Annotated in this window: 9 protein-coding genes; 8 read left to right on the forward strand and 1 reads right to left on the reverse strand. The window is 37.6% G+C overall.

What is annotated here, in order from left to right:
- Positions 1–53: 53 nt before the first annotated feature.
- A complete protein-coding gene (locus LC814_RS10505; protein ID WP_226063881.1) occupies positions 54–2,855 on the reverse strand; it encodes a GH92 family glycosyl hydrolase in 2,802 nt (933 codons plus the stop codon).
- Positions 2,856–2,988: 133 nt separating this feature from the next.
- Between LC814_RS10505 and LC814_RS10510 the strand changes: the two genes are divergently transcribed.
- The 8 genes from LC814_RS10510 to cysS all read left to right on the forward strand — a co-directional run bounded on the left by LC814_RS10510 (position 2,989) and on the right by cysS (position 17,713).
- The gene (locus LC814_RS10510; protein ID WP_226063882.1) at positions 2,989–4,092 is read left to right on the forward strand and encodes an Mrp/NBP35 family ATP-binding protein; all 1,104 of its coding nucleotides are present in this window, start codon (positions 2,989–2,991) and stop codon (positions 4,090–4,092) included.
- Positions 4,093–4,153: 61 nt separating this feature from the next.
- Positions 4,154–4,402 (forward strand): NifU family protein, encoded by a 249-nt coding sequence (locus LC814_RS10515; RefSeq protein ID WP_226063883.1) that lies wholly within the window; start codon positions 4,154–4,156, stop codon positions 4,400–4,402.
- Between the two features lie 143 nt (positions 4,403–4,545).
- A complete protein-coding gene (locus LC814_RS10520; protein WP_226063884.1) occupies positions 4,546–5,406 on the forward strand; it encodes a BadF/BadG/BcrA/BcrD ATPase family protein in 861 nt (286 codons plus the stop codon).
- 79 nt (positions 5,407–5,485) lie between these two features.
- A complete protein-coding gene (locus LC814_RS10525; RefSeq protein ID WP_226063885.1) occupies positions 5,486–7,777 on the forward strand; it encodes an NADP-dependent malic enzyme in 2,292 nt (763 codons plus the stop codon).
- A 21-nt stretch (positions 7,778–7,798) separates the two neighbouring features.
- On the forward strand, positions 7,799–8,383 hold the full coding sequence (gene ruvA / locus LC814_RS10530) for a Holliday junction branch migration protein RuvA (protein WP_226063886.1): 585 nt from the start codon (positions 7,799–7,801) through the stop codon (positions 8,381–8,383).
- 21 nt (positions 8,384–8,404) lie between these two features.
- Positions 8,405–15,463 (forward strand): T9SS outer membrane translocon Sov/SprA, encoded by a 7,059-nt coding sequence (sov, locus tag LC814_RS10535; RefSeq protein ID WP_445991629.1) that lies wholly within the window; start codon positions 8,405–8,407, stop codon positions 15,461–15,463.
- Between the two features lie 99 nt (positions 15,464–15,562).
- The gene (gene folE / locus LC814_RS10540) at positions 15,563–16,228 is read left to right on the forward strand and encodes a GTP cyclohydrolase I FolE (protein WP_226063888.1); all 666 of its coding nucleotides are present in this window, start codon (positions 15,563–15,565) and stop codon (positions 16,226–16,228) included.
- 18 nt (positions 16,229–16,246) lie between these two features.
- The gene (cysS, locus tag LC814_RS10545) at positions 16,247–17,713 is read left to right on the forward strand and encodes a cysteine--tRNA ligase (protein ID WP_226063889.1); all 1,467 of its coding nucleotides are present in this window, start codon (positions 16,247–16,249) and stop codon (positions 17,711–17,713) included.
- The last annotated feature ends 153 nt before the right edge of the window (positions 17,714–17,866 follow it).

Genomic DNA, 17,866 nt, shown 5'->3' on the forward strand with positions numbered 1-17,866 from the left:
AAAGCCAGCTTCAGAAAGCTGGCTTTTCCTTTTCTAATAAATTAAGCTGCGTTTTACTTCACCATAATTTCATCTACAAAAATATAGGCGTCATCACCATAACCTTGATGCCATTCCGGAAGTTTGCCAAAGTTCTTTGCGACAATTTTAAGATATCTTGCTTCGGTCGGTAAAATTTCAGCTTTAAATTCCCGAACTGTGTTTTCCGTAATTTTAGGATCCAACATATTTTGTACGGTGGCAATTTTAAAAAATACTTTGTTGTCTGAGGACAAATAATACTCAACCTGAACAGGCATTAAAATCCAACTTCGGCTGTCCTGAAGATAGCGGGAAGAAATCTCTTTGATATTTCTTTGTGTTTTTAAATCGATAACTGCCTCAAAATCCTGCGCTTGGTAACCTTGCCAGTTTCCTTTGCGGCAATTTTCATCGCCGAAAATGCCATCAATTAAACCTTCTTTTCCTCCAGCGTCATATTGTTGAGTATACTTAGATTTTGTCTCGATGGACCAATTATTCGGTTTTCTGTTAAAAATAGCAGTGACTACAGCACTTTTTTCTCCTTTATTCTCTGCGTAGGCAGAAACCGTCGTAGTCTTTGAAATTCGAAAAGGCTTCTTATATGGAATAAAACGTTTTCTAACATTCGCATCATCTTCATCTAAAGTCATATAAAAAAGTTGGTCATTCTTATTTAAAGCTTTTATTTTTACGGTAATCGCTTTATCGAATACAGGACTTGAGGATTCAATCACGGGAACCGCTACCAGATCAATAAATTTTGGAGGCTCTACTTTTTTAATGTTTTCAAAACCTACATTTTTAAGTTCACTTTTTGGAGTATTTGGTGTAATGATTTTAGAAGTTCCATCCTCAAAATTAATTTTCACTTTCTCGAAATAAGGTGTTGTAGTTTCCCACCCAACTTCCCCTGGCGTTACCGGATAAATTCCCATTGAACTCAAGACAAACCAAGCGCTCATTTGTCCACAATCTTCATTTCCTATTAAACCATCGGGGGAATTTTTATAAAAATTATCAAGAATAAATTTCACCTTTTCCACGGTTTTTTCCGGTTTTCCTACCTTGTTATAAAGATATGCGATATGATGACTCGGTTCATTTCCATGAGCGTATTGACCCATCAATCCTGTAATATCGACCTGCTCACGTCCTGTCGTTTTTTCGTCAGCAGAAAAAAGTCCGTCCAGAAATTTTTCAAATTTTTGTTTTCCTCCGTGAAAATTTATAAGTCCCTCAATATCTTGAGGAACAAAAAAGGAATATTGCCAGGAGTTTCCTTCCGTAAAATTATTATTGACTTCTCTTGGTTCAAATGGTTGCAGCCAGCTTCCGTTTTTTCGGGTTTGCATAAAACCAGTCTCTGGATTATAGAGGTTTTTCCAGGATTGCGACCGTTTCATAAAATAGGCGTAATCTTCTTTTTTATTTAAAATTAAAGCCATCTGCGCGATACACCAATCATCATACGCATATTCTAAAGTTTTTGAAACACTTTCATGTTCATCTTCAACGCTGATGTAGCCATTTTGTTTGTAGGCATTTAAGCCGAAATGATCCTCCATTGCAGATTTCTTCGCAGCTTCATACGCTTTTTCATAATCGAACCCTTTAATATTTTTTGCCATCGCATCTGCAATTACAGAAACAGAGTGATAACCAATCATACAGAAAGTTTCATTGCTTGCCAGCTCCCAAACGGGTAATCTGCCACCTTCTTCAAATTGCTTAATAAAAGTATTGATGAAATCTGAAGTACTTTTTTTATCAATTAAAGTCATCAGAGGATGATACACCCGAAAAGTGTCCCACAAAGAAAAGACCGAGTAATAATCGAAACCTTCCGCAGTATGAATTTTATTGTCGCGGCCGCGGTATTTCCCATCAGTGTCCATTGCAAGATTCGGCTGCATCATCGTATGATACAATGCGGTGTAAAAAACCGAAAGTTTGTCTTGATCATCCGAACTAACTTCTATTTTAGAAAGTTCTTTATTCCAATCATTTTCTGCATTTTTTTTAACAAAGTCAAAATCACTCGATTTGCCTTCCGCCAGCATGTTTTTTTCAGCTCCTTCATATGAAGTTGGGGAAAGCGCGACTTTTATTAAAATTTTTTCGCCTTTTTTTACTGAGGTTGAAAAAGCCAGCGCTAAGTTTTGTCCGGAAAAAGTTGATAAGGTTGATTGATCCTTTTTTGACGCGGAAATCTTCATGGGTTTAGAAAATTCAACTCTTGCAAAAATGTACTGGTTTGTTGCCCAAGCTTCACTTCTTCGAAAAACTTCGATTGTTTTGGAATCAATAATTCGTATTTCGCCTTCTAATAATTTGTCGCGGTGATTTAAGTCTAAAATGATATTTGCATTTCCCTCTTTATTAAAAGTATATTCATGATATCCAACACGCTTTGTGGAGGTTAATCGCACGTCAATATCAAATTTATCTAATTTAACCTCGTAGAATCCGGCACTCGCTTTTTCGTTTTGATGGGAAAACTCCGAAGAATATTCTTTAAAGTCTAAACTCGGTGTTCCCATGGTCGGCATTAACAAAATGTCACCGTAATCGGAAACGCCTGTACCATTCAAGTGAGTATGTGAAAAACCATAAATAATTTTATCAGAATAATGATAGCCACTACAACCGTCCCAACTTCCATCAATTCTCGTGTCTGGTGACAGTTGAACCATACCAAAAGGCACTGTAGAACCAGGAAAAGTGTGTCCGTGACCACCAGTTCCGATAAAAGGATTTACATATTGCACGAAATTTTGCGCATTAATACTTAAAGAAGCGAGTAGAAAAAGAAGGCTTGAAAGTTTTTTCATTGTAAAAAAAATAGAGTAGTGAAGATATTAAAAAAAATGGTCGAAATATTATATGACGTTTATCAATAAATTTTAATCATTCTAAATAAGAAAATATTCCTTAAATTTGACAATCAATTTTTTATAAAGAATTATGTTGACGAAAGCAAAAGTTCAGGACTTCCTGAAAGAAATAGAAGTAGATGATTTGGTACATAATTTCCAGGTGATGGGAAACGATGTGTACATTGATATGACCGCGCATTCACCTGCAATGCACGAAAAGAAAAAATTAGAAGCCGCTATGAAACAGGCGTTTGCTTCTGAATTCGGCGCAGAAGTAGTTTTAAAATTAAAGATCTCTTCTCCCGAACCTTCCGAGGTTCAACAAAACTTAATCAAAGGAAAACAAATTCCCGGAATTAAAAATATAATAGCAATAGCTTCCGGAAAAGGAGGTGTAGGAAAATCTACAGTCGCTGCAAATCTTGCAGTGACCTTGGCAAAAATGGGATTTCAGGTCGGAATTTTAGATGCCGATATTTATGGACCTTCAATTCCAACCATGTTAGATACTGAAGGTGCGAAGCCTATTACTGTAGAAGTTGATGGGAAATCACTCATGAAACCAGTCGAGAATTACGGTGTAAAAATGCTCTCAATTGGTTATTTTTCGGGTGCAAATCAGGCTGTGGTTTGGCGTGGACCAATGGCTTCGAAAGCATTGAACCAAATGATTCGTGATGCTGCCTGGGGTGAGCTTGATTTTTTACTCATTGATCTTCCGCCAGGTACAGGAGATATTCATTTATCCATTATTCAGGAAGTTCCCGTTACGGGTGCCGTAATCGTAAGTACGCCACAACATGTAGCACTTGCCGATGTACGAAAAGGGATTGCCATGTTCCAGATGGAAAGCATCAATATTCCGGTCTTGGGTTTAATCGAAAATATGTCGTATTTTACTCCAGAAGAATTGCCGGATAATAAATATTATATTTTTGGAAATCAGGGTGCGCAGTATTTAGCGGAGGATTTGGGAATTCCAGTTTTAGGTGAAATTCCTTTGGTGCAAAGCATTCGTGAATCTGGTGATGTCGGAAGACCTGCTGCATTGCAGGAAAATTCTCCAATTTCTAAAGTTTATTACGATACCACGCAAAAGATGATTGAGAGTTTGGTAGAGCGAAATAAAAATATGCCCGCTACAGAAGCCGTAAAAATTACGACCATGGCAGGATGTTCACCAAAGAAATAAAAAAATTTACATAATAAAAAATTTGTTCTTAATTAATGAAGAAGAATAAATATCATAACTGATGGAAAAACAATTGCAACAGGAAGAAACAGTTACCAAAGTACTGTTGGCTCTAGAAAGTATAAGACCTTTTTTAAATAAAGACGGCGGTGATATCGAGCTTATTGATGTTCGCGATCACACGGTGTTGGTCAAATTAATTGGAAACTGTAATGGTTGTCCCATGAGTTTTTCAACCATGAAATTGGGAGTGGAAAATACAGTCAAGCAATTCGCTCCGGAAATTACGGAAGTGCTTGCGGTTGATTAAGAACTATTAAAGGAAATATTATAAAACGGACAATTGTCCGTTTTTTTTATCTCTTCTTCTCTGACACGGTAATTATGCGTATTTTCGCAAAGCATAAAATTTTGAAATTAAATTAATATTTTAGCAAACTAAACAATGATTATATGATTGCCATAATCGACGGCGGTTCTACAAAATGTGATTGGGTTATTCTGGATAATTCTGGAAAGCCCCACCTTAAGACCACAACTTTAGGCTTTAATCCAAATATCATCAATCCTGATTTTATTCGTCAGGAAATAGATAGGAATGAAGATCTTTTTTTTCTGAAAAATCACATTGAGAAATTGTTTTTTTACGGTTCCGGTTGTGGAACAGCTGCGAATGCTAAAAAGGTGAAAGATGAGTTTGTAATCTGTTTTCCGCAAGCAGAAATTTTTGTGAAAGAAGATATGACAGCCGCCGCTTACGCCGCCTATGATGGTAAACCCGGAATGGTTTGTATTTTAGGAACAGGCTCTAATTCCTGTTATTTTGATGGTGATAAGATTCGCGTTGATTTGCCTTCTCTAGGTTTTCTAATCGGTGATGAAGGCAGTGGAAGTGCTTTAGGAAAGCATCTGCTCCGGAGATTTTTTATGAAGAAATTACCAGAAGATCTAGAACAACAATTTATCGAAAAATACCATCTAACTATCGATGAGGCCATTAAAAGCATGTATCATAACCCTAGAGCAAACGCTTATCTGGGAGATTATAACCGTTTTATAGCAGAAAGAAAAGAACATCCTTACTTTCAAAATATGGTATTTGATGAAATGAAAAATTTCTTAGATTATCAGGTGTTGCCTTATCCGGAAGCGAGAGAAGTTAAGATTAATTTCATCGGTTACATTGCCTTTATTTACGAAGATGTTTTGCGTGCTGCTGCAGCAGAACTTAATTTAAAAATTGGAAGAGTGGTACAAAAACCGATCGAAAGTCTGGTTGATTATCACAAAAAATATATTCTTAATCTGGACTGATCATTTGATCAAGTCATCATTCAAAAAATTCAGGCACTGAGAAAGATTTTCTTTTCCGGTGCTTTAAAAAAATCTAAATATGTCCACTAAAAATCATAGAGACGAACGCAATTTTCATCAAGCTGCACTGGATTATCACAGAAGTGAGCCCAAAGGTAAAATTGAAGTAATTCCTTCCAAACCGCATTCTTCACAGCGCGATTTATCACTTGCCTATTCTCCCGGAGTTGCAATCCCGTGTCTGGAAATTGAAAAAGATCCTTCTCTTGCCTACGAATATACCGGAAAGGGAAATTTGGTAGCTGTAATATCTAACGGTACAGCGGTTTTAGGACTTGGTGATATCGGTGCTGAAGCATCGAAACCGGTGATGGAAGGAAAAGGATTACTTTTTAAAATATTTGCAGATATTAATGTTTTTGATATTGAAATTAATGAAAAAGATCCTGATAAATTTATAGAAATTGTAAAAGGAATTGCACCAACTTTTGGTGGAATAAATTTGGAAGACATTAAAGCTCCTGAAGCCTTTTACATTGAAAAGCGCTTAAAAGAAGAACTCAATATTCCGTTGATGCACGATGATCAGCACGGTACAGCTATTATTTCGGCGGCAGCTTTGGTGAATGCCTTAGAAATTGCAGGTAAAAAAATTGAGGAGGTTAAAATAGTAGTTAATGGTGCGGGAGCAGCGGCAATTGCGTGCACAAAATTATACGTGCAACTTGGTCTGAAAAAAGAAAATATCTTAATGTGCGATTCGAAAGGTGTCATCAACAAACGCCGGGAAAATTTAACAGAAGAAAAATTAGATTTTGTAGCTGATACAGATCGCAATACATTACTTGAAGCTTTACAAGGTGCTGATGTTTTTATTGGTCTTTCTAAGGGAAATGTGATGACAACGGAAATGCTTTTGGGAATGGCAGAAAATCCTGTTGTTTTCGGCTTGGCAAATCCAGATCCAGAAATTGAATACGACGTAGCAATGGAAACCCGAAAAGACACCATCATGGCTACGGGAAGAAGTGATTATCCTAATCAGGTGAATAATGTGCTGGGATTCCCCTACATTTTCCGAGGTGCACTTGATGTTCAAGCCACAGGGATAAATGAAGCAATGAAATTAGCGGCCGTTCATGCAATCGCAGAATTAGCAAAAGAGCCTGTTCCCGAAGCCGTGATCTTGGCTTATAATTTAAAAGGTTTGAATTTCGGTCGTGAATATTTTATTCCAAAACCGTTTGACAATCGTTTAATTACACGCGTTTCTGTCGCAGTTGCCAAAGCGGCAATGGAAAGTGGAATAGCAGGTAAGCCCATCGAAAATTTTGAAGATTACGAAAATGCTCTTTTAGATCGAATGGGTCGTGATGAAAAACTCATCCGAATGATGCAGAATAGAGCGCGCTCTAATCCGAAAAGGGTTACATTGGGTAATGCAGAGGAATATAATGTTTTGAAAGCCGCACAGATTCTTTACGAAGAAGGGATTGCGCAACCTATTTTATTGGGTGAAAAGAAATACGTTTTGGAGCAGATGAAAAAATTCGGTATCGAATTGAATGTACCTATCGTAGATCCAATGGGCGAAGATCAGGAAGAAAATCGACTTAAATATCGGGACACTCTTTGGAAAATGCGCCAGCGTAAAGGAATGAATGAATATAAGGCGAAAAGATATGTTCGCCAACGTGATTATTTTGGCCCATTGATGCTTCATCATGGTGATACTGATGCTTTGATTGTCGGTTTCTCGAAGAATTATGTTTCTACTTTAAAACCGATTTTAAAGATTATCGAAAAAGAAAAAGGTGTAGAAAAAATATCATCGATGATGATGATTATGACCGAGAAAAAACCCCTCTTTTTTGCAGATACTTCCATCAACCAAAATCCAACTTCGGAAGATTTGGTAAATATTGCGAGAATGTCTGAAATGACAGTGAGAACTTTTGCCGTAGAACCTCGAATTGCAATGTTGTCTTTTGAAAACTTTGCCGGAAAATCTGAAACTTCTCAAAAAGTCGCAAAAGCCGTATCAATCTTACACGAAAAATTTCCGAAAATGATTGTCGACGGTGAAATACAGCCAGATTTCGCTTTAGACAGTGATCATCTTTCAGATTATCCGTTTTCGAAATTGGGAACAACGCCTGCAAATGTATTTGTATTTCCTAATTTAGAAAGTGCAAATATCTCTTATAAAATCATCAGAGGTTTAAAAGTGGCACAAGTTGTAGGCCCAATTTTGATGGGTCTTAAAAAACCAGTTCACGTGTTGCAGATGCGTGCGAGCGTAGATGAAATCGTGAATTTGGCCACGATTGCTGTTCTTGATGCGCAACGCAGAGAAGAGAAAAAAGCTTAGTATTTTTTAAAAACACAAAAGATGATTTATTCGTTAAAAGGAATTGTGCAACAATTGCATCCTACCTCTGTTGTTGTCGATGTTCAGGGCGTAGGATATTTTGTGGGCATTAGCTTGCAAACTTCGGAACAGTTGGTTTTGGGTAAAGAGACGTTCTTAAATATTCAACAAATTATTAGGGAAGATGCACACTTGCTTTTCGGCTTTAACACAATTTCTGAAAAAGAACTCTTTAATTTGTTAATAAGCGTTAATGGAGTTGGGCCTGTTTCAGCCTTAATTATGCTTTCTTCCTTGTCTCTTCAAGAGATCGCGGCGGGGATTCTTTCGAACAACAGCATGATGTTGCAAAAGGTAAAAGGAATCGGTACGAAGACGGCTGAAAGAATCATCGTTGATCTTCGGGATAAAGTCCAGAAATTCACCGTTTCTGAGGAGAATATTTCTACATTTGTAAATAATAAAGTAAAGGAAGAATCGTTATCAGCTTTAGAAGTACTCGGTATTTCAAAGAAAATGAGCGAGAAAATTGCGGACCGAATTCTGAAACAAAATCCAGATTTGACCGTAGAAGATTTGGTAAAACAAATTTTAAAAAATATTTAACATTTGGGAAGAAAAAGATTCATTCAGCAACGTCTTTTAGGATTTCTATTAACGTTTTTTTCTCTTACGTCAGTTTTCGCCCAGGATAAACCGAGCGACAGCGCCAGCGTAAGACAGGATTTTTCTTTGCCAAATCCCATGCGTTACGAAGCATTTTACGATGTAACTAGCGGCATGTATATTCTGTATCCCAAAATAGGTAACATGGTGGTCGGAAATCCGGTCTCAATGACTTCGGAGGAATACCAACAATATATGCTGACCAATCAGCTGAGTGACTACTACAAAGAAAAATCCTCTACCAATGCTTTAGGCTATCGGAAAGACCAAACGGAGGCCATCAAAAAGGGATTACTGCCGACAGTAAACATTAAAAATAAACTTTTTGAAACTTTATTTGGCGGCAATAAAATAGAAATTATTCCACAGGGTTTTGCTTCTTTTGACATCGGCGGCCTTTATCAGAAAATTGATAATCCTTTAATTTTACCGCAAAACCGAACTAATTTTGCTATTGATATTCAGCAGCGGATTCAATTGGGTCTATTGGGGAAAGTGGGTGAAAATCTGCAACTTAAAGCAAACTACGATACTCAAAGTGGCTTCGCATTTGAAAACCGGATGAATCTAATCTGGCAAGCCAAAGGTACTTGGAGAGATCTGCAGTCTAAAGGACTTAACAATCCGAATGCCAGTGGTGAAGATAAAATTATTAAAAGAGTTGAATTCGGAAATGTAAATATGCCGTTATCAACCAGTTTAATAAGAGGTTCCGAATCTTTGTTTGGATTAAAGACCGAATTTCAGTTAGGAAAAACTTATGGAACTCTCGTTTTTTCCCAGCAGCAAGGTGAAGCGCGAAACATCATTGCGCAAGGCGGCGGCGTGATGAACACTTTTAAATTGAATGCGGTAGATTACGAAGATAACCAGCATTATTATCTGGGACATTATTTCCTCGATTCTTACGATAAAGCGCTGATTAATTATCCACAGATCAATTCCAGAATTAGCATCAGTAGAATTGAAGCTTGGGTCCTTGATCAAGGTTCTGGTAATTTACAGGATCAAAAAGGAATTGTCGGCATTCGAGATTTAGGTGAAGGAGCTTCTGGATTTCCCGACAATGCACAGAACAATTTATACCAAAGTATTGTGAGTTTGGGGTCTATGATTCGTGATGTGAATACAGCTTACAACGCGATCAACGGAAAAACTTTCCCCAACGCCAGCGGTTCTCCGGAAACTTATGTAGACGGCGAACAATTTATCTTTAACCGGAAAGCAAGAAAATTAAATCAGAACGAATTTACCTATCATCCGCAATTGGGATATGTGTCGCTAAATCAAAGATTAAATGACAACCAGCTTTTGGCAGTTTCTTACAGTTATACTTTGAATGGTGATAATAAAGTGTATAAAGTCGGGGAGTTTTCCGAAGAAAGTCCTGTGCTTATCACCAAAGTTTTAAAGCCGAACAGCACCGTAAAAACAACTTCGCCCATGTGGGATTTAATGATGAAGAATATTTATTCATTAAACACCAACCAAATTAATCCAGACGGATTTTTACTTAATGTATATTACCGAGATCCCCAAAGTGGCGGAAAAGTAAACTATTTACCAGCGACAGTTAATGCGCCAGATTCAAAAGTTAATCCCAATTTGTTGAAATTGTTCAATTGGGACCGCCTTAATATGAACAATGATTTACAGGTGGGTTCTGGTGAAACTGGGGACGGGATTTTTGATTATGTGCCGGGAATCACGGTCAATTCTGAAAACGGACGAGTCATCTTTACGAAAGCAAAACCTTTTGGGGCGTATCTTCAAAGCGTTTTAGGAACCGATGATCCGAAATTTGTTTTTAATGAACTTTATGATCAGCAGAAACAAGTGGCTTCCCAAAATAACTTAGCGCTGCGTTATACCATGGAAGGTCGTTATAGAGGGACGCAGGGTACAGGAATTTCTTTAGGTGCGATTAATGTTCCGCAAGGTTCAGTAAAAGTGACCGCGAATGGTGTTCAACTTCAGGAAGGTATTGATTATACCGTCGATTATATGTTGGGAACGGTAAACATAATTAATGAAACTGTAAAACAGTCTGGCCAGGCCATAAATATTTCCCTTGAAAATCAGTTAACTTTTAACACACAACGGAAAAGATTTTTAGGTTTAAATCTGGAAAGAAGATTTAATGAACATCTCACCGTTGGTGCAACCGTCGTTAACTATGCGGAAACTCCTTTAACGCAAAAAGTAAATTTTGGACAGGAAGCCGTAAATAATACGATGGCTGGATTTAATGTTTTATATAATAATGAACTTCCATTTTTAACACGGTTAACAGATAAAATTCCGTTTGTAAATACAGAGGCACCGTCAAACTTTAATTTTCTGGCAGAAGGAGCATATTTAATTCCAGGACAGAATAAAGGAATTGGCGATCAATCATATATCGATGATTTTGAGCAGAGTACTTCGAAGATCTCCTTAAAAGAACCCGCGATGTGGAGTTTAGCTTCAAAACCGGAGAAAAATCCAGAACCGCTTTTTTCCACGGGAAATTTAAATGATAATTTGGCGTACGGAAATGGCCGCGGATTATTGACCTGGTACAATATTGATCCCAGATTTTATGGCGTAGGCGGCAAAGCACCGAGTGGAATTAATGCACAGACAGTTTCCAATCATGCTTCACGCCGGGTAAAAACTTCGGAATTGTACAATAGCCGCGATTACGTGGCGGGCGAGCAATTGTTCACCAATACTTTTGACCTCAGTTATTTCCCGAGCGAAAGAGGACCTTACAATGTTAATCCAAATTCAGAAACGACACAGCAAAGATGGGCAGGTTTAATGCGTCCGATTTCGGTGTCTAACTTTACCAATTCTAATATTGAATACGTAGAATTCTGGATGATGGATCCTTATGCTGATGGAAATCCTTTGGGTGCTAAACCTAAACTTCTATTGCAGTTGGGGAATGTGTCGGAAGATGTATTGAAAGATGGCAAACTTTTGTATGAAAACGGGTTGCCAACACCAAACATTCCAGCAAATACAACGACCACAAATTGGGGTGTTCAGCCAAACCAATTTCCGGTGCTTTACGCTTTCTCAACTGAAAATGAAGAACGAACCGCGCAGGATTTAGGTTATGATGGTCTTGATGCACAGGGAGAAGCTGCGAAATTCGGCACCAATTTTGTGAATCCGGTCACGAATAATGCAGATCCTGCCTCAGATGATTTCGTGTTTTATTTATCGGATCAGTTTCAGGGAAACCAGGCTGCTTCTTTAACAGAACGCTACAAGTACTTCCGTGGTCCAGAAGGGAATTCCGAAAGCAATACACTGGAAGTTGCCACACAAACTCCGGATGGTGAAGATATCAACCGCGATTACAATTTGGATCAAAGTGAGAACTATAACCAATATACCATCAATCTTGATAAGAATAATATGGTTTTGGGTCAGAATTTTATTGTTGATGTTAAAGAAGTGGAAGCTAAGTTTCAGAACGGCCAAACAGGAAATAACAAATGGTTTTTGTTCCGCGTTCCCGTAGCTCAATTTGATAATGAAGCCGGAGAAGCTGATGTCTCAATTTTAAATAATGTGCGTTTTGCAAGAATGCTTTTGACTGGATTTGATCAGGCTTCTACGATCCGTTTCGGAACTTTGGATTTGGTGAGAAGTGACTGGAGAAAATATACCAAAAATATTGCAACCAATGTCGCTGATACGGAAGGAATTGAATTTGTGACCGATCAGAATTTAGATGTAGGAAGTGTAAATTTAGAAGAGAATGGGTTAAGCCAACCGCCTTACGTTTTGCCTCCAGGAATTGACAGACAGGTGCTAAGCGGAAATGCCGGAGCCCAAAGACAAAACGAAGCTTCTTTGTATTTGAAAGCTGCTCCTCTTGAAACAAATTCGTCCCGTGGAGTTTTTAAAAATGTGGCTTTGGATATGCGACGCTACAAAAAGTTAGAGCTTTTCGTTCATGCTGAAGATTTGAAAGATGTAAACTCGACAAACTATGATGATGACACCAAATTCTTTATCCGTTTCGGAAGTGATGCAACTGATAATTACTACGAATACGAAGCATCATTAAAATATACTTCGAAAAATGCAAGATCACCATTGGAGATTTGGCCGTCTGAAAATAACGTGGATTTAGAAATTCAGAATTTTGTAGATGCTAAATTACGAAGAGATCAGAATTTCCCGTCTCAAATTGATGTTCGGCGAGAAGATGCGGAATACGGATCGATGGATGCTAATAGAAAAATCTACATCAAAGGTCGCCCGAGTTTAGGAAACGTGACAACCATTATGTTGGGTGTTCGCAACAAAAATTCTGTTGTCAGCAAAGAAGTTGTCCTCTGGGTAAATGAAATTCGACTTTCTGAAATTGAAAATAAAGGAGGTTATGCCGGGAATGCAAGTGTGAATTTCAACCTGGGAGATTTTGCTTTGGTAAATGCTAACGCTTCTTACTCCACCATCGGTTTTGGTGGAATTACGGAAAAACCTGCAGAAAGGGCCCAATCAACGCTTGCTGCTTATAACATTAACACGACTGTAAATGTTGATAAATTCTTGCCGGAAAAATTGGGTTTAAAAGTTCCGGTGAATTATTCCTACACCCAAACCATCGAAGATCCAAAGTATAACCCACTTGATAATGATGTAACATTTGAAAATGCGCCAAACCGCGAAGAACTTAAAACAGTGGCCCGAACTTTTACGCAGCAAAGAAGTATTGGGGTGGTAAATATGCGGAAGGAAAGGATGAATCCGAACAAAAAACCGAGGTTTTACGATGTCGAAAATCTTGCTGTAACTGCCATTTACAACGACGATTATTTCCGAGATGTTTATACGAAAAAGAATTACCGTCAGTATTTGAAAGGATACATTGATTATAATTACTCTTTTAAACCATTTGTTCTTCGACCTTTTAATAAAATGATAAGCGATACTGCGAAATCGTATAAATATTTACGTTGGGTAAAAGAAGTTAACTTTAATCCAGTACCAACACGTTTATCTTTCCGCACAGAAATCGATCGTAACTATAACGAGTTAGAATTTAGAAATATCGATGCGATTTTAGGTGGGAATGCCTCACAAGATTTTGATGTGATTAGGAATAGAAATTTCTATTTTGGGTGGCAATACGGTATTGGTTTTAATTTTACAAAATCATTGAAGCTGGAGATTAATTCCGCGATGCGAACTTTAAATGATAATGTGAGTGTTTATAATATGAACACCAAATCTATTTTCGCTGATCCCTTCCGTGCCGGTCGCCCGGTTTTGTACAATCACCGTGTTCAGTTGAATTACAGATTTCCATTTGAATATTTACCTTATCTGGATTTCATTAATGCTGAATTGGGTTACGGTTTTACCTACAACTGGAATGCGCGAAGTACGGTGATGACCAATTTCACAAATCCCGACACGGGACGCGATGAAAGTTTGGGAAGCATTGGCCAGAATACCAATAATATTATTGCAACAGCAACGGTGGATGTTCCGAAGTTTTTCGGGAAGTTTAAATATTTCCAAAAGATTAATACCACGATGCAGAAACGCAGACAGGAAATTGATTCTTTAAATAATGCGTACAATTTAGCGTGGCAAAAGAAAAGTAAAAAGAGAAATTTCAAGATTTATAAATTTAAGAATAAGTTGAATCCGATGCAGGGAGTCGCTTACGCATTAACTTCAATTAAACAGCTTGACATTTCGTATAACGAGAATAACGGCACTGTTCTACCAGGTTTATTAGGTGTGCCAAACTGGTACGGTTATGGTCAAAATATTGGTGGGCCAACCTATGGTTTCCTTCTTGGTTCACAAGCTGATATTAGAAGAACAGTTATCGAAAATGGTTGGATCTCTGATTCTAATTATATGAATGATCCTTATTCGCAAATGAAAAACCAAAACTTCCTTGCTAATGTGCAGGTGATGCCAGTGAATGATTTTAGAATTGATATTAATTTCCTGAAAAATTATAACAGCAATTTCTTGCAGGGTGGTTATAATGTGGATGCTGATTCGGATCCGGGAAATGGTTTCCAATTTTCTTTCGGCAGTGACATGGTCACCTATTCAAAAACTGCCTGGACTTTCGGAACTTCTTTCGTGGATGGTAGAACGATCTACGAAAATATGATTGCAAATGCGCGAGTCATTTCACAGCAGATGGGCGGGCCGATTGATGCCGATGGCTTTACTGATGGACATTCTTTAGCTAATGCCTATGTTTTGGTTCCTGCTTTTCAGGCTGCCGTAGAAGGGAAATCGCCAAATGGACCCATTACTACTCCTAAAAAATCTGGATTTCCTTTACCAAACTGGCGCGTCACTTATTCAGGATTGAAAAATATTCCGCTGATAAACAGTCAGTTTTCTAAGTTTGATATTTTACATGGTTATACCTCCACATTTACCGCCGCAGGCATCCAGTCGAGTATTGATTACTATAATATTCAAAACAATGCAATTATAGATCGTGATGCTTTTGGTGACTTCTATAATCCGTATACCTTTTCTCAGGTTGGTTATGTAGAAGCTTTTGCACCGCTTATCGGAGCTGATGTTACCATGCGAAATAATATGCAGTTCCGCGCACAATATAACACTGACCGACTTTTCATGCTGGGATTGGTAAACCATACTTTAACGGAAGACACTGGAAAGGAATACATCGTCGGTTTTGGATATATTTTGAAGGATTTGAAACTGAAACTCAATTTTAAAGGAAAACAAAGAACGATTAAAAGTGATTTAAATGTTCGTGGAGACTTCTCTTTACGAGACAGCCAAACCAGAATTACCAATATTTTGCAAGATGATTCTCAGGTTACAGGTGGCCAAAGAATGATGAGTATTAAATTTTCTGCCGATTACAATATGTCGCAAAACTTTAATATAAGACTCTTCTACGACCAGTTGTTAACCCGATATAAAATCTCTACAGCCTTTCCGCTTTCTACTATTCGGGGCGGTTTAACGGCCACATTTACCTTTGGAGGAACAGGTGGTTTCTAAATTTTAATAAATAAAACTCAGTGCTTTTTGCTGAGTTTATTTCTAAAGGTCTAAAACATAAATTAAATCCTTAATTTTGCTTTTCATAATATCAAAAATATGGATCAAGATATCGACTTTGATGATGACTTATTTACCGGAAAAGAACATACTCCTTTAAGAGATGATGCTTTTGAAAAATTACCAGCCGAAAAAATTGAAATTATCCAGAAACATTTCCATCAGATTATGGAAACTTTAGGAATGGATATGACTGATGATTCGCTAAAAGATTCTCCGAAACGCGTTGCGAAAATGTACGTTAATGAAATTTTCGGGGGATTGCTTCCGGAAAATAAACCGCGTATTTCTACTTTTTCTAATAAATATAAATACCGCCAAATGTTGGTTGAAAAAGACATTACGGTATATTCTTTCTGCGAACATCATTTCTTGCCGATTATCGGTCGGGCTCATGTTGCCTATATTTCGAATGGCGAAGTCATCGGACTTTCCAAGATAAACAGAATCGTAGATTATTATGCCAAGCGACCGCAAGTTCAGGAAAGGCTAACCATGCAAATTGTAGATGCCCTAAAGGATGCATTGGGAACCAAAGATGTTGCCTGCATTATCGAAGCGAAACACTTGTGCGTAAACTGTCGTGGTATAAAAGATACAGCGAGTTCTACAACGACTGCAGAACTTAGTGGACTTTTCAGAACCAATCCCATCAGCAGACAGGAATTCCTGCATTATGTAGGAAGTCGTGCGAAATTGGACTAATCTCAAACTTTTAATAAAATGAATTTAAAAATATACAATTCCCTCTCCGGTGAAAAAGAAATTTTCACGCCTATACATGAAAACAGCGTCGGAATGTATGTTTGCGGACCAACCGTTTACAGTAATGTACATTTGGGAAATGTCCGTACATTTATGTCTTTTGATTTCATTTACCGCTCTTTGGTTCACTTGGGTTACAAAGTTCGTTATGTAAGAAACATTACCGATGCCGGGCATTTAACAGATGATGGCGATGTTGATAACGACCGTTTTGTAAAACAGTCGCGCTTGGAAAAACTGGAACCCATGGAAATTGTACAGAAATATACTGTTGATTTTCACAAAGTTTTAGAAGTATTTAATTTGCTTCCACCTACGATCGAACCAACCGCAACCGGACATATTTTAGAACAGATTGAATTGACGCAAAAATTAATAGATAAAGGTTTTGCCTACGAAAGCAATGGTTCTGTTTATTTTGATGTTTTGGAATACAACAGTCGTGGTTTAAATTACGGTGAACTTTCCCGGAGAAATATAGACGAACTTTTTGCCAACACCCGTGATTTAGACGGTCAAAGTGAAAAGAAAAATCCACAAGATTTTGCCCTGTGGAAAGCCGCTTCTCCTGCACATATCATGCGTTGGAATTCTCCTTGGGGCGAAGGTTTTCCCGGTTGGCATTTGGAATGTACCGCGATGTCAACGAAATATTTAGGTGAAAAATTCGATATTCACGGTGGTGGAATGGATTTGAAATTCCCGCATCACGAATGTGAAGTTGCCCAAGGAAAAGCATGTAATGATGTTGCGCCCGTAAATTACTGGATGCACGCCAATATGCTTACTATGAACGGACAGCGAATGAGCAAATCTACGGGAAATTATATATTACCGATGGAACTCGTTTCTGGCAGTAACGACTTTTTTGAAAAACCTTTTCATCCAACAATTGTTCGTTTTAATTTTATGCAGGCGCATTACCGCAGTGTTTTAGATATTTCTAATGAAGCCATGGTCGCCAGTGAAAAAGGATTTCAGCGTTTGATGGAAGCCATGAAAGTGCTTTCAAATAATAATTTCTCAAGTGCTGAGGTTTCCACTTTTGATATCAATGCTTGGAAAGAAAAATGCTATACCGCTTTAACCGACGATTTTAATTCGCCGATTTTGATTGCGAATCTTTTCGAGGCGGTTAATTTCATCTTTAAATTAAAGGATGGAAAAGAAACCATTACACAAAATGATTTGCAGGAATTGAAAACATTAATGAACGATTTCGTTTTTGATGTTTTAGGTTTAAAGAACATCGAAGAGAATAACAATGAAAAGTTGGATCAGACGCTGCAAGTTTTAATTGACCTAAGAAATCAAGCCCGTAAATCCAAAAATTTTGATTTATCTGACCAAATCCGCGACCGTTTGCTCGCTGAAGGAATTGAGTTAAAAGATGGAAGAGAAGGAACGAGCTATTCGATTTCGTAGGATCTTTTACATCTCTTTTAATACAAGCCACTTTTTAATACAAATAGTGGCTTTTTTATTTTCCAAAATCCATTTGCCTTATTATTAATGATTTTTCGCATGTTCTTAAATTCTTGTCGTAATGAAATGATTTTCAATTCATAAACTAAAATA

It is taken from the genome of Kaistella polysaccharea, from assembly GCF_020410745.1.
Classification (GTDB): domain Bacteria; phylum Bacteroidota; class Bacteroidia; order Flavobacteriales; family Weeksellaceae; genus Kaistella; species Kaistella polysaccharea.

Excerpts from the sequence above, each read along its gene's own strand:
- LC814_RS10515 (WP_226063883.1), top strand. The coding sequence starts at position 4,154 with ATGGAAAAACAATTGCAACAGGAAGAAACAGTTACCAAAGTACTGTTG.
- LC814_RS10505 (WP_226063881.1), bottom strand. The coding sequence starts at position 2,855 with ATGAAAAAACTTTCAAGCCTTCTTTTTCTACTCGCTTCTTTAAGTATT.
- folE (WP_226063888.1), top strand. The coding sequence starts at position 15,563 with ATGGATCAAGATATCGACTTTGATGATGACTTATTTACCGGAAAAGAA.
- ruvA (WP_226063886.1), top strand. The coding sequence starts at position 7,799 with ATGATTTATTCGTTAAAAGGAATTGTGCAACAATTGCATCCTACCTCT.
- LC814_RS10510 (WP_226063882.1), top strand. The coding sequence starts at position 2,989 with ATGTTGACGAAAGCAAAAGTTCAGGACTTCCTGAAAGAAATAGAAGTA.
- LC814_RS10525 (WP_226063885.1), top strand. The coding sequence starts at position 5,486 with ATGTCCACTAAAAATCATAGAGACGAACGCAATTTTCATCAAGCTGCA.
- cysS (WP_226063889.1), top strand. The coding sequence starts at position 16,247 with ATGAATTTAAAAATATACAATTCCCTCTCCGGTGAAAAAGAAATTTTC.
- LC814_RS10520 (WP_226063884.1), top strand. The coding sequence starts at position 4,546 with ATGATTGCCATAATCGACGGCGGTTCTACAAAATGTGATTGGGTTATT.